The 14,059-nt window shown below is 48.1% G+C and carries 12 protein-coding genes and 1 riboswitch; of the genes, 5 read left to right on the forward strand and 7 right to left on the reverse strand.

The features are described from left to right. Nucleotides 1-231: 231 nt before the first annotated feature. Nucleotides 232-951, forward strand: coding sequence for a sulfite exporter TauE/SafE family protein (locus DESLBE_RS14815; protein WP_015942715.1), 720 nt, complete (start codon nucleotides 232-234; stop codon nucleotides 949-951). Nucleotides 952-998: 47 nt separating this feature from the next. On the opposite strand, the gene DESLBE_RS14820 is transcribed toward DESLBE_RS14815, so the two are convergent. Continuing rightward, nucleotides 999-1,997 (reverse strand): type II TA system antitoxin MqsA family protein, encoded by a 999-nt coding sequence (locus DESLBE_RS14820; protein WP_015942714.1) that lies wholly within the window; start codon nucleotides 1,995-1,997, stop codon nucleotides 999-1,001. A gap of 275 nt (nucleotides 1,998-2,272) precedes the next feature. Here DESLBE_RS14820 and carB point away from each other — a divergent pair, with 275 nt between their 5' ends. The 4 genes from carB to DESLBE_RS14840 all read left to right on the forward strand — a co-directional run bounded on the left by carB (nucleotide 2,273) and on the right by DESLBE_RS14840 (nucleotide 9,226). Beyond that, nucleotides 2,273-5,500 (forward strand): carbamoyl-phosphate synthase large subunit, encoded by a 3,228-nt coding sequence (gene carB / locus DESLBE_RS14825; protein ID WP_015942713.1) that lies wholly within the window; start codon nucleotides 2,273-2,275, stop codon nucleotides 5,498-5,500. Nucleotides 5,501-5,713: 213 nt separating this feature from the next. Next, nucleotides 5,714-5,898, forward strand: a riboswitch (cobalamin riboswitch). Nucleotides 5,899-6,045: 147 nt separating this feature from the next. Continuing rightward, nucleotides 6,046-8,415 carry an anaerobic ribonucleoside triphosphate reductase gene (locus DESLBE_RS14830; protein WP_015942712.1) on the forward strand — a complete coding sequence of 790 codons (2,370 nt, stop codon included), beginning with the start codon at nucleotides 6,046-6,048 and terminating at the stop codon, nucleotides 8,413-8,415. Beyond that, the gene (gene nrdG, locus DESLBE_RS14835) at nucleotides 8,415-8,927 is read left to right on the forward strand and encodes an anaerobic ribonucleoside-triphosphate reductase activating protein (RefSeq protein ID WP_005810328.1); all 513 of its coding nucleotides are present in this window, start codon (nucleotides 8,415-8,417) and stop codon (nucleotides 8,925-8,927) included. The genes DESLBE_RS14830 and nrdG overlap by 1 nt, the downstream gene beginning before the upstream one ends. A gap of 101 nt (nucleotides 8,928-9,028) precedes the next feature. After that, nucleotides 9,029-9,226 carry a YjfB family protein gene (locus DESLBE_RS14840; protein WP_015942711.1) on the forward strand — a complete coding sequence of 66 codons (198 nt, stop codon included), beginning with the start codon at nucleotides 9,029-9,031 and terminating at the stop codon, nucleotides 9,224-9,226. 129 nt (nucleotides 9,227-9,355) lie between these two features. On the opposite strand, the gene DESLBE_RS14845 is transcribed toward DESLBE_RS14840, so the two are convergent. The 6 genes from DESLBE_RS14845 to DESLBE_RS14870 all read right to left on the reverse strand — a co-directional run bounded on the left by DESLBE_RS14845 (nucleotide 9,356) and on the right by DESLBE_RS14870 (nucleotide 13,867). Next, complete coding sequence (locus tag DESLBE_RS14845; RefSeq protein WP_005810333.1) at nucleotides 9,356-9,754, reverse strand: nucleotidyltransferase substrate binding protein; 399 nt, start codon at nucleotides 9,752-9,754, stop codon at nucleotides 9,356-9,358. Then, the gene (locus DESLBE_RS14850; RefSeq protein WP_005810336.1) at nucleotides 9,735-10,043 is read right to left on the reverse strand and encodes a nucleotidyltransferase domain-containing protein; all 309 of its coding nucleotides are present in this window, start codon (nucleotides 10,041-10,043) and stop codon (nucleotides 9,735-9,737) included. The genes DESLBE_RS14845 and DESLBE_RS14850 overlap by 20 nt, the downstream gene beginning before the upstream one ends. A 272-nt stretch (nucleotides 10,044-10,315) precedes the next feature. Then, nucleotides 10,316-10,840, reverse strand: a complete 525-nt coding sequence (locus DESLBE_RS14855) for an FmdE family protein (protein WP_005810340.1) — start codon at nucleotides 10,838-10,840, stop codon at nucleotides 10,316-10,318. 57 nt (nucleotides 10,841-10,897) lie between these two features. Further along, nucleotides 10,898-11,677, reverse strand: a complete 780-nt coding sequence (locus tag DESLBE_RS14860) for an ABC transporter ATP-binding protein (RefSeq protein WP_015942710.1) — start codon at nucleotides 11,675-11,677, stop codon at nucleotides 10,898-10,900. Nucleotides 11,678-11,679: 2 nt separating this feature from the next. Beyond that, nucleotides 11,680-12,756 carry an iron ABC transporter permease gene (locus tag DESLBE_RS14865; RefSeq protein WP_018307197.1) on the reverse strand — a complete coding sequence of 359 codons (1,077 nt, stop codon included), beginning with the start codon at nucleotides 12,754-12,756 and terminating at the stop codon, nucleotides 11,680-11,682. Continuing rightward, nucleotides 12,746-13,867, reverse strand: coding sequence for an iron ABC transporter substrate-binding protein (locus DESLBE_RS14870; RefSeq protein WP_015942708.1), 1,122 nt, complete (start codon nucleotides 13,865-13,867; stop codon nucleotides 12,746-12,748). Before DESLBE_RS14870 ends, DESLBE_RS14865 begins: the two co-directional genes overlap by 11 nt. Nucleotides 13,868-14,059 lie beyond the last annotated feature (192 nt).

A 14,059-nucleotide genomic window follows, 5' to 3' on the forward strand; every position in this document is an offset into this window, starting at 1 on the left:
CCGGCTGCTTAGGGCTAATTTCAGGGCTAATTTTCTATGAAATCTTAACTACTGAAGTCTTAACTTCGCCGCATAAAGGAGGGGCGTGTCGGAACCAAGCTTTCCACACGCCCCCTTTTTGCATACCGTCCCGCACCGGCATAAGCTATACTTCTGATATACAGCCTATGCTTCCAAGCCGGATGAGTGCAGAATACAGTCCTTAATGCAGGCTACCAGGGAGGATCGACCATGAACACCTATGCCCTTATATTAATCGTACTCATCGCTTCAACCATGCAGGCCGCCACCGGATTCGGATTTGCCATCATGTCCATTCCTTTCCTGCTTCTCTTGCTTGACCCCCGTGACGCCATCCAACTGAATATTCTACTTGCCTTCATCATCTCCCTGATGATGATCTATAAAATCCGCCATACTGTTAAAGCAGCCACTTTAAAGAGATTAATCATGGGCAGCTTACTGGGAACGCTGCCGGGAATCCTTATCTTTATTTTTCTGGATGTACGTCCCTTGAAACTCTTGATCAGTGTATTGCTGCTGATATCGACCTGTTTATTGGCTGCTAAAATTTGCTTTAAAGAAAGCAACACCAAAGAATTCCTGATGGGGGTCTGTTCCGGATTTCTCACCACCAGCATCGGTATGCCCGGTCCCCCCCTGATGATCTATTATGCGGGAACCGATCTTGATAAGGCCACCATACGCAGTACAACCGTCGCCTACTTTGTCTTCATCAATTTGCTCAGCATTCTCATGCAAACCTTTCTTTACGGCAATTCCGCCATAGTCTGGAAGTCCACCCTGATTTCTCTTCCTTTTCTGGTGCTGGGAATTGTGCTTGGACAATTTGTCTTTGTCCGGCTCAATCAACAGCGGATGCAGCAGCTTATCTATCTTTTATTGTTTTTTACCAGCATCTACTTATTTATAACCACGATTATTGTCTAAAAACGTTTGACTGAGGACACCGTCATCCTGTCTGAAGAAAACGGAGGTTAACTCAACTTTAAATCATTTGCATAACGATAGGGTATGATCTCTCTTTGAGCCGTTTCTATATACCCTTTTTCCTTATGAGAAAAATCCGATATCTTCGTTGCCGAAAAATCCTTGAAATATTCAGCTATGGCAAAAATTACTTCCAGCTCCTCATTAGAAAACAGGTCTTGATTTCCCCTTTCTGTTGGCATCAATATCTCACCCTCGTATAGTCCGTCATAGGGCTTTGTTTCAATGACTCCTACACTTTCAAGTACCCAATGGATTAAATCATGATTTACAGGAACCGGGCCAAAATGATGGTGAATATAGACCAGCCCCGTTATGGGATATCCATAACGCTTAAAATGAAGGTTATCAGCATAATAAAGAAGCTTTTGCAACTTCGTCTTCACTAATTCCCTATTCGTTACAGCAAATATCTGAACCAGAGCAGCAAGTTTTTCAAAATCAAATTCAATATTTGTAATCCCCTTGTTATAAAATGGAGCGAAACGTTTATTCAAAAAATCAACCGGATCTTGCTCCGCCGCTGGATCTGTCTTATCGATTTGGGCTAAGATTTTTCTCTTTTCTCTATCGGTCAGTTTGTTTTTATTACTGTCATAAAGATAGTTGAGATAAGTGGGATCATTTTTCAAACGCAATAATTGCTCATGATGAGATGCACTCGGTATGGCTCCTCCCTCATAACGCACAAAGGTAGCCTGGCTCCATCCCAGTAGTGAAGCGACAGTTCTTCCCGAGCCAATGGATTCACGGATTTGCTTTATTTCGAAAGGTGAAAGCAAATTGTGTTTGTTGCGATAGGCTTGATAAACCCTCTCCAGATTCTTGGTATCCAGCTCTTCATCGAAAAGCTCATTTCTGCAGATTGAACAAATGCGAATATCGGAAACGGTCTCTATTTCTTCCCCACGAACAGAAAAAGTCTCCCTCTTATTGTCAACTTGTGTTTCTTGCTCACATTGGCAAATATCACAGTATTTTTTCACGATGCTATTCCTCCTTATCCAAGGCGAAGGGAAGTGTCTTTGGTCCAGCAATTTTTATCACCCTTTTTTATTATAACACCATTTGCTATTAAATAGTAGCAAAAATATGGAGGAATTTCTCTTACCAAGTTGCTTCTCTCTAGGCTATCAATTCTTTAAAAAAACACTGTATTTTTCAGTCTACAGATATTATATTTATGCATAATAATGTATAATTATATAAGGTTTTTCTGCACGTATTCCCTTCAATAGAAAGTAAGGAGTGGTTGATCAAGATGCCTAAGAGAGAAGATATTAAGAAGATAATGATCATCGGTTCCGGCCCCATCGTCATCGGGCAGGCTGCCGAATTTGACTATTCAGGAACCCAGGCTTGCAAAGCCCTCAAAAACTTAGGTTATGAAGTGGTGTTGGTGAACTCCAATCCCGCCACGATTATGACGGATGCCGGTACGGCTGATGCTACCTACATCGAGCCTCTCAATGTCCAGAGAATCACCGAGATCATCGAGAAAGAGCGCCCCGATGCCCTTCTGCCCAATTTAGGAGGACAATCCGGGCTAAATCTGAGTTCCGAACTGGCCAAAGCGGGAATTCTCGATCACTATGGCGTGAAAGTCATCGGGGTACAGCTGGATGCCATCGAGCGGGGGGAAGACCGCATCGCCTTCAAGGAGACCATGGAACGCCTGGGTATCGATATGCCCAAAAGCAGCCCTGCTTACACTGTGGAAGAAGCCGAGAAAATCGCTCAGGAGCTGGGCTATCCCGTGGTGATTCGTCCTGCTTACACCCTGGGCGGCACCGGGGGCGGCCTGGTCTACAATGTGGAAGAATTAAAAACCATCGTGAACCGGGGCATCTCCGCCAGCATGATCGGACAGGTTCTGGTGGAAGAATCCGTCCTGGGCTGGGAAGAGCTGGAGCTGGAAGTGGTCCGGGACTCCAAAAACCAAATGATCACCGTCTGCTTCATCGAAAACATCGACGCTATCGGCGTCCATACCGGGGATTCCTTCTGCAGCGCCCCCATGCTGACCATCTCTCAGGAGCTTCAGGAAAGGCTTCAGAAATACGCCTACTCTATCGTGGAAGCCATCGAAGTCATCGGTGGGACCAATGTCCAATTCGCCCATGATCCCAAAACCGACCGGGTGGTGATCATCGAGATCAACCCCCGTACCTCCCGCTCCTCCGCCCTGGCTTCCAAAGCCACCGGGTTCCCCATTGCCCTGATCTCTTCCCTGCTGGCCGCCGGCCTGACCCTGGATGAAATCCCCTACTGGCGGGAGGGAACCCTGGATAAATATACTCCCTGGGGTGACTATGTAGTGATCAAGTTCGCCCGCTGGGCCTTTGAAAAGTTCAAGGGTGTGGAAGACAAACTGGGCACCCAGATGCGGGCCGTGGGTGAAGTCATGAGCATCGGCAAAAACTATAAAGAAGCCTTCCAAAAAGCCATTCGCAGTTTGGAAATAGGCCGTTACGGCTTAGGCTTTGCCAAAGATTTCAACACCAAGACCCTCCCCGAGCTTCTGGAGCTGCTGAAAACCCCTACCAGTGAACGGCATTTTATGATGTACGAAGCCCTCCGCCAAGGGGCTGATCCGGCGGAGCTTGCCGCCATCACCTATGTCAAGACCTGGTTCATTGAACAAATGAAGGAATTGGTGGACCTGGAAGAAAAGATCCTGGAGTATCAAGGCCGGGAGCTCCCCGCCGAGCTCCTGATCCAAGCCAAAAAGGATGGTTTTGCCGACCGCTATCTGGCCCAGCTCTTAGGTATTTCTGAGACGCAAGTCCGCCGGCAGCGCCTGGGGCTGGGGTTGACCCAGGCCTGGGATGCCGTACCTGTAAGCGGGGTAAACAACGCCTCCTATTATTACTCCACCTATAATGCCCCGGACAAGGTCACCACCAGCCAGAGGGAAAAGGTCCTCATCCTGGGCGGCGGCCCCAACCGCATCGGCCAGGGCATCGAATTTGACTACTGCTGCGTTCACGCCGCTTTTGCCTTAAAAAACCTGGGCTATGAAACCATCATGATCAACTGCAACCCCGAGACCGTATCCACCGATTATGACACCTCGGATAAGCTATATTTCGAGCCCCTGACTGTGGAGGATGTCTTAAGCATCTATGAAAAAGAACGCCCCATCGGCGCCATCGTCCAATTCGGAGGCCAGACACCCCTGAATATCGCCGCCCAGCTCCAGGAGGCGGGAGTAAGAATTCTCGGTACCGTACCGGAAGTCATCGACCAGGCTGAGGATCGGGATCAGTTCCGCAAAATGATGGAGAAACTGGCTATCCCCATGCCCCAGGCAGGTATGGCCAGCACTCTGGAGGAAGCTTTGGCAGCGGCGGAGATGATCGGTTATCCCGTCATGGTTCGTCCCTCCTATGTCCTGGGAGGCCGGGGCATGGAAATTGTCTTTGATGAAGAACAGCTGCGGGAATATGTGGCCGCCGCCGTGGACATCACCCCGGAACGCCCCATTCTTATCGATAAATTCCTGGAGAATGCCATCGAAGCAGAAGCCGATGCCGTCTCAGACGGTACTCATGCCTTCGTCCCTGCCGTTATGGAGCACATCGAGCTGGCGGGGATCCATTCCGGAGACAGTGCCTGCGTCATTCCTCCCCTGACCATTGCCGACCGCCATTTGCGCACCATTATCGATTATACCCAGCGGATTGCCCAGGAACTCCATGTGGTAGGGCTTATGAATATCCAGTACGCCATCGCCGAGGATAAGGTCTACGTCTTAGAGGCCAATCCCAGAGCTTCCCGCACCGTACCCCTGGTCTCCAAAATCTGCAACACCCCCATGGCCAGGCTGGCCACGGAGTTGATACTGGCTGATTATACCGGGCAAAAGAACGATATCGCAACCAACTTCAAGCCTGCTCAGATCTCCCATTACGGCGTCAAAGAAGCGGTCTTCCCCTTTGACAAATTCCCTGAAGTAGATCCCGTCCTCGGCCCGGAAATGCGTTCCACCGGAGAGGTTTTGGGCATGGCCAATTCCTTCGGCCTGGCCTATTTCAAGGCTCAGGAAGCAACCCACTCCTCCCTGCCCTTCAGCGGAACCGTCCTTATGAGCATTGCCGAACAGGACCGCTCTTCAGGGGTCATCGAAATCGCCCAGGAATTCCTCAAGCTGGGCTTTAAGATCAAAGCCACTCAGGGGACCCGGAAATTCCTTCAGGATCATAGCATTGACGCCGAATTCATCCATAAAATTGAGGAAGGCCGTCCCAATATCACTGATGGTATTATGAACGGCGAGATCCAATTGGTCATTAACACCCCCATCGGCAAACGCAGCCTCAAAGATGATTCCTACATCCGCAAGACCGCCATTAAGTATAAGATCCCTTATATCACCACCACCCCGGCCGCCTTAGCCAGCGCCAAAGGAATTGCCGCATCTCAGGAGGCGGCAGCCAATAAAACCGTGGTTAAATCCCTGCAGGAATATCATGGTGAGATAATGTAATTTCGGTAATATAATTCAGATCATATAATTTGGCTCATGTAATTAGATAATGTGATTTAGATCGTTGACAGTCCCCTTGCTTTTAAGATATGATTTTATCAGTCTTAGCTCAACTGGTTTTCGGTTGCACACCCCTATATATAGTGTTTTTTTATAAACTTTCATCTATATATGGTGTTCAACGAGATTTTGATGTATAATGAGACTGGTTCATTAATAAGGAATCTCATAGGTGACTGTACAACCACAGTTGAAAAGGGAAGCCGGTTAGAGGCCGGCACGGTCCCGCCGCTGTAAGGGAAATATACTTCTTGGCATTACCACTGAAAGGGTTTCGGGAAGGTAAGAAGTATAGATGATCCTAAGTCAGAAGACCTGCCTATGTGTATACCACCAACTCTACGGAGGATAGAGTATGTTGGGCTGCTAACGGCATGTTGTTTTTAGCTTCTCGGCATCTCTGTCGGGAAGTTTTTGTTTCGGATGTCATCATGAGTCCCTGAACGATGATAAGAGATCAGATTGAGAAAAGAGGTAGATTGTATTTGATTACTAAGATTCGCAAGCGCGACGGACGGGAAGCTCCTTTTAACATTGAAAAAATAGCCAACGCTATCTTTAAGGCAGCCAGTGCCACAGGAGGCAAGGACTATCAATCCTCTCTCCTTCTTGCGGAAGAAGTGGTCAACTACCTTGAGGTTAACCTACATAAAAAAGTCCCCTCTGTGGAAGAAATTCAGGATGCTGTGGAAAAGATCCTGATCGAAAGAGGCCACGCCCGCACAGCCAAGGAATTCATTCTCTATCGGGCGGAACGGACCCGTGTCCGGGAAATGGATACCCGGCTTATGAAGGTCTATGAGGAGCTGACTTTTAAAGAAGCCAAAGATAATGATATGAAGCGGGAAAATGCCAACATTGACGGAGATACCGCCATGGGCACCATGCTGCGCTACGGCTCCGAAGGAGCTAAACAGTTTAATGAGATGTTTGTCTTAAAGCCCGAACACTCCAAAGCCCACAAAGAAGGAGATATTCACATCCATGATATGGATTTTCTCACCCTCACCACTACCTGCTGCCAGATCGATATTATTAAACTTTTCAAAGAAGGCTTTGGGACCGGCCACGGCTTCTTAAGAGAACCCAATGATATCCAGAGCTACAGTGCTTTGGCTTGTATCGCTATTCAGTCCAACCAAAACGATCAACACGGCGGCCAAAGCATTCCTAATTTTGATTACGGTATGGCGCCGGGAGTAGCCAAAACCTATATTAAGCTTTATAGACAGAACCTGCTTAAAGCCTGCGAGCTTTTAATCCATCAGGATGTGGATCAGGAAGAGCTGGAAGCCCATCTCAAGGATGTATTCTCAGCCCTTGCCAACCAAGGGCATACACCTACCCTTTCCTCTGACCCGGATTATTTTGAGCAGGAAGCCGCACTGCTTCAAACCCTGCCTAATCTTAAGCTGGACATGCCTACCATCCGCAAAGCTCAGGAGTTTGCCGTCAAAAAAGCTCTTGCCGAGACGGATAAAAAAACCTATCAGGCTATGGAAGCTTTGGTCCATAACCTCAATACCATGCACAGCCGTGCCGGAGCCCAAATTCCCTTCAGCTCCCTCAATTACGGCACGGACACCACCCCGGAAGGCCGTATGGTGGTCAAAAACCTGCTCCTGGCCACCGAAGCAGGTCTGGGCAACGGCGAAACCCCCATCTTCCCTATCCATATCTTCAAAGTGAAAGAAGGGGTTAATTATAATCCCAGTGATCCTAACTACGATTTATTCCAGCTGGCTTGCCGGGTCAGTGCCAAAAGACTTTTCCCCAACTTCTCCTTTATTGATGCTCCCTTTAACCTGCAATACTATGTCCCCGGCAGGCCTGAGACGGAAATTGCCTACATGGGCTGCCGCACCAGGGTGATCGGCAATATTTACGACCCTTCCCGGGAAACCATCTTTGGACGGGGAAATCTCAGCTTCACCACCATTAACCTCCCCCGTCTTGCCATCAAAAGCCACCAAAGCCGCACCGAATTCTTCGCCATGCTGGATGAGAAAATCGACCTGGTTATCAATCAGCTCCTGGAACGTTTTGAAATTCAAGCCCGTAAAAAAGTCAAGAACTTCCCCTTCCTGATGGGACAGGGAATCTGGCTGGATTCCGACCAACTGGGCTGGGATGATGAAATTCGCGAAGTGCTGAAGCACGGCACCCTTTCCATGGGCTTTATCGGACTGGCTGAATGCCTTATGGTCTTAACCGGGCAGCATCACGGGGAATCGGAAGAGGCACGGGAGCTGGGACTGGAGATTGTTCAGCAACTGCGCCGGCGCATGGATGAAGCAGGACGGGAATACGGGCTGAATTTCTCTCTCTTGGCCACTCCTGCCGAGGGCCTCTCCGGCCGCTTCATCAAAATGGACCGGGAGCTTTTCGGCAGCATCCCCGGTATCACAGACAAAGAATACTACACCAACAGCTTCCATATCCCCGTCAGCTTCCCGATCAGCGCCTTTCACAAAATCACGATTGAAGCCCCCTACCATGAGCTGACCAACGCCGGCCATATCACTTATGTGGAGGTTGATGGCGATCCCACTCAAAACTTGGAGGCTTTTGAGAAAATTGTCCGTTGCATGAAAGAATCCGGCATCGGCTTCGGTGCTGTCAATCATCCTGTGGATCGGGATCCCGTCTGCGGATATACAGGAATCATCGGCAACGAATGCCCCCGCTGCGGCCGCGAAGAAAGCACTGCTCCCTTTGAGCGCATCCGCCGTATCACCGGCTATCTGGTGGGAACCTTGGATCGCTTTAACGACGCCAAAAAAGCCGAAGTCCGGGATCGGATTAAACACCTGAATTGCCTTGACTCCTCCATCGGTGAGAAAGGGACGCTTTAATGATGGACTCCTGCATCCGGATCGCAGGAATCATCGGGGAGTCCATTGTGGATGGCCCGGGCATACGCCTGGTGGTGTTCGCCCAGGGCTGTCCCCACCACTGTCCCGGCTGCCATAATCCTGAGACTCATGCTTACGAAGGAGGAAAAAGTGTTGCCATCGCGGAAATTCTTCAGCGTTTAGCCATGAACCCTCTTCTAGACGGCATCACCTTAAGCGGCGGGGAACCCTTTGCCCAGGCGGCCGGCTTTGCCTTGCTGGCACAGTCCGCCCGGCAGAGAGGCTTCCATGTCATGACTTACTCAGGATATACCTATGAAGAACTCACTGCCTCAAGTGAACAGAACCCCGCCTGGGCTCTCTTGCTGGAACAGACGGACCTCCTGGTGGACGGGCCTTTCCAATTGGCTGAAAGGAACCTTCTCTTACCCTTTAGGGGTTCGGAGAACCAGCGGGTTATCGATGTGCAGGAAAGTTTGAGACAGGGTAAGGTTGTTCTGGCCTCGGTTTAAATTCACAAAGAAACGCAAAGAAAAAGACCCTTGTGCTCATTGAAAAAGGTTTGGCTAAACCGCCAGGCTGTGCTATAGTAGATCCAGAGGAGGGATTGCCCATGGATATAGCCGCTTTATCCGTCGTTTCCAATCAGGTTCAGCTCAAACAGCAGGCGTCGCTATCGGTCATGAAGATGGTTATGAATGCTTCTCAGGAGCAGACGAATTCTCTCTTGGCTATGACAGCGGGGATGTCCGGTGAGATGGAGTCATCTGTTAATCCTCATCTTGGCAGTAAACTTGACGTATTAGTATAGGGATATCCTTATACCCCCACTTATCTATAAGCTAAAAAGACCCCTTGCCGGTGAACTCATTTTCCCTGGCAAGGGGCCTTTTCGTACTTACGAATGCTTATTCTATTTCATAGTATCACCGTGGACGAACTACTCACTTAACCGTTCTCGAATTCGTTCTACTAATTCACCAAAAGCAGGGACATATTTTCCCTTTATATCTTGACAAATCCTTACTGCAGTCATTTCGTTGTAAATATGAACAGTAGCATTCCTATCGTCCAGCATGGAAAGCCATAACTCCTCATTCCCAATGACTTCAGTGGCGAAGGCCTCTCGTAAGATTCTCTTTGGAGAATTTAGACCGATTAACCCTTCGTCCTCAAAGACGGCCTGCAAAGTTTTCCATGCTAACTCGAAAGTAAACTCAAAACGCTGTATTAATCCATCTCTCATTAAATCATCATTTCCGTCATACCGGTTACTTCCCTCTTTGAGTCGCGCATATGCTTTCTCAAAATTATCTAACTTAGTGTAGGGTTCGCTCATAGAGGGTAACACCTTCTTTCTTGATATTTTCCAGCAAACGTGAATCCATATGTTTATCGTGGAATAAGATATCTAATTTCAAAAGGGTTCTTAGGTCATCGAACTCACTAAGAAGGCTTCCTCGTTTATCGAATTCAGGCAGTGGAAAAATGACCAAATCAATATCACTAAGCCCTTTATTATCTCCTCTGGCACGGGAGCCGAAGAGAATAATTCTTTCAACTGCATATTTTTGCCCAATGTTTTGGATACTCTCCACTAGTCTTTTGTCTAAGTTCACGTTAACCATCCCCTACACATAATCCCCTAAAGGAGGGTCTCCCCCCTCCCCAATCCTTCAGGATTCGATACGTTCAAAACGCTCATACTAGTGTACACTTTTCCAGACAAACCCATTATACCATTTTCGCAAGTAAATTCTTAGCATAAAAATTCAAAGAAAAACCACCTTTTGTTTGGACAAATTGTTGGGCACAAGAAGCCCCGCAGCCAATACAACTACGGGGTTATCTAAAAAACAATTTACAATTTTCAAATGAACTCTGTCCCAAGGCTTGACTATCAATATCCTCTTGAATAATCCTCAAAGCAATCGAGACACACCTTTTTCCCCTCCTGGAGCCTCATTTTATGCTCAGGCGCGCCTTCTCCGCAGACTTCACAGATCACCGTCTTAAAGAGGCGGGCCTGCTTAGGCAAGGTAAAACCAGGCTTTTTAAACTCAAAGACATCATCCATAGGAGCAGTCAGGATATAGTTTTGACGTTCCTGACGATCCATTTCACTTGAAGAGGGCTTAAGAACGATGCGCATACTTTCTCCGGTGTTTCTGCTGAAGAAGCTGAAGGCCATTTTCCCGGTGCCGCGATAGATCAGATTACCTTTACCAAAGCTGCACCCCGTAATCACCTGCACGGCGTCTGCTCCGCAGGCATCATTTTCCGTTACACACACGACTTCCTCATCCTGAGAAAACTTAAGGCCCATTTTTTCCTGAACTGCTTCACATGCTCTGAAACCAATCGCTAACCCCGGACATTCATGACCATGAAAGGCCACCGCCTTTTCCCACAACTGCTTATCCATAATCACCTATTCCTTTCCTTAATTGATGCTTTATGATGATGCATTATGCTCTTTACATTATGCTTTATTCGCTTTAACACCTTGTTCAGGGAAGGGCACGACTATTTTGGCCCCATGGGCATATTCTATAGCCACCGGTATGCCGTACACTTCGCCGATAACCTTGGCATTCATAATTTCTTCGTCGCCATAGGCATAAATTCCTCCGTCTTTAATAAAGAGAAACCGGTCGCAATAGCGCAGGGCAAGATTCAGATCATGAATGACCATGAGGACACAGATGTTTTCCTCCTTGGCAATTTTCCCTACCAAGCCAAGCATATCATGCTGATTTTTCAAATCCAGATTGCTCGTCGGTTCATCCAGCAACAGCACTTTAGGCTGTTGGGTCAAAGCCCGGGCCAGCATGACTTTTTGCAGTTCCCCGCCGGAAAGCTCATCGATATAAGCCAACGACATCTGGCTTAATTCCAACTTTTCGATCATGCCATGAACGATCTCATAATCTGCTTCCGTAGGACTGAACCTGATATAGGGTTTGCGTCCCAGCATCACCGCATCATAAACCGTAAACCGTGCGGTTTCACTATGCTGGGCTACATAAGCCATCTCTTTCGCCACATTGGTGCGGGACATGCTGCACAAATCCCGTTCATCCAGAAGAACCTGGCCAGAGCGTGGGGACAGTATTCTATTGAGGCATTTGATCAAGGTGCTTTTTCCTGCGCCGTTATTGCCCAGAATGGCCACACAATGTCCGTAGGGAGCCTCGAAATGCATATCCTCCAGGACAAGGCGGGAGCCATATTGAAAGCTTAGCTCCTGAACTTTCAGCATATTTATTTTTTCGCCCCCTTGTAAATGAGATAGATGAACAGCGGTGCACCGAGAAATGAGGTTATGGCACCAATAGGCAGCACGATGGGGGCTATGATGGTTCGGGAACAAAGATCACTTAGCAGCAGGATGCAAGCCCCGGCCAGCATGGAAGCCGGCAGTAAAAACCGGTAATCGCTGCCCACAAACTTTCTGACCATATGGGGTGCCACCAACCCCACAAAATCAATAATGCCCACGAAAGATACCGCACTGGCCGCCAGCAGGGCAGCCAGCACCATACTGACTATAATCAGCTGATCCACATGGATCCCCAAACTCCGTGCCGTCTGCGATCCACTTTGTATCCCATTGTAACTCCAGCTGTTAAACATAAAATAGACAAAAGTCGGACCAAGAATGATAAGGATCAGCCCAATTTCATGCCAGCTGGTGCGTCCAAGATCGCCAAAAGTCCAATAGACTGCCGAAGCCAACGCCACATCGTCGGCAAAGTATTGAACCAAGGCAACCCCCCCGCGAAACAGAGAAGAAAGAGCGACGCCGGCTAAGACCATGGCGGCAGGGGTAACAGTTTTGATCCGGGACAAGACTAAAATAACGAATACGGAAATCATCCCCCCCATAAAAGCGCATGCTGTGACCAGATAGGGGTTGGTAATACTGATGGCTCCGCTTCCCGCAGCATTATGCTGAGAACCCGCGCTAAAATAAACGATAGCAATGGCAGCCCCGAAAGCAGCCCCATGAGAGATGCCTAAGGTTGATGACGAGGCCAGGGGATTGCGCAGCACACTTTGCATGACACAGCCTGCCAGAGCCAAGGCTCCCCCCACCACGATGGCGGTAAGGATGCGGGGCAGGCGTACATTCCAAACAATGGCCTGGGCCTGAGCCGTGCCTGTACCCATGAATGTCCTGAAGACCTCTCCCAGAGTCAGACCGGCAGAGCCGGCTGTAATCGAAAACAAAGCCACACCAAGCAGCAGGGCAATCAGTACCAGGATGACAAACCTTTTTCTGGCCATATACTTTCCGTAAGCTTCCCGGTAGTGAAGCTTACTCCCCTTATTGACCAAGTGTAATCTTTCCAAAGGATAATCCAGCCTCCTTCATATCGGCATAGATCCCCTTTCCTAAGAACTTTTTATAGATCTCATCCACTTTAGCCTCCATATCAATGTCGGCAAACTTCTCGGGGAACAGTACCTTACCCGCATAGTAGGCATCGGCAATTGCCGTTTCAATATTGGTCGTATAATTATTAAAGCTGATGATCGAGTAAACATTTTCTTCTGTCACCGCGCGCAGAGAATTGAAATAATCGGGCTTCTTTGCATATTCTTCATTGACCAGACTTATATTGCCGGGGTCAAGGAAGATAACATCAGGATCCCAGACCTGAATCTGTTCCCAATCCACTTCAAAGCCTTCTTTCTTTCCTACCTCATCCATGACACCACTGACATTAATCGCTTTAAGGGGGCCCAAGCCACCGTAGGTTCCGGCAAATCCCCGGCCCCCCTGATTGGATATAGCCCCGGCATACACCGTCGGTTTGTCTGCCTCCGGAATATCCTTAGTACGGTTATTGAGGTCGGCCTCATATTGGCCCAGATAAGCAATCACCTCAGCACAGCGTTCTTCTTTCCCCAATATTTCACCTATTAATTTCAGGGATTCAACGGTATTTTCTTCAAATAAATTGCCCTGAATAGCGGTAGATACTACAGGAATACCTGTCTTGGCGGCAAGCTGGTCAAGAGCGTCACTGGTATAACTACAGAAAATGACATCCGGCTGCAGGGCGATTATCTGCTCTTCATAGGCGGTATAGCCTCGGCCGCCGCCCTTGCCGATACTGGGGAGGTCTTTGAACTGATCATGATAAACATAGTTATAAGGCCGCCCTATCACTCCGCTCTTGTCGGTATCTTCAATGCCAATCACGAGATCCGTGGCCTGGGCATAAGCGATCAGCCGCAGAGCACCGGCACCGGTACAGATGATGGAGTTTATCTTTGTCGGCACCTCCACTTCTCTTCCCATCATATCGGCAATCACCTGTGTACTTTTCTCTGCACTATTCTCTTTACCGCCGTCTTCCTGACCGGGATTCTGAGATACCTGACTTGCGCATCCTGTCAGAATAAGAAGCGGAATCATCAAAAATAGCAACCATTTTTTCAAAACATTCATCTCCTCTTTTTACTTTTTTAAATATTCTTATATATGTTTTAGACAGCATTATGCTGAACTTTATTGTTTAAGAAAAAACTCATTTATTAATCTCTGACCCAAAAAGATCAATAATGAGCAAGGAAGAGAAGGTATATTGAACCCTGCCAAGGGAATCCAATATCAATATCAGTCAAACTGAAA

Source organism: Desulfitobacterium sp. LBE, assembly GCF_007830365.1.
Taxonomy (GTDB): Bacteria; Bacillota; Desulfitobacteriia; order Desulfitobacteriales; family Desulfitobacteriaceae; genus Desulfitobacterium; species Desulfitobacterium hafniense.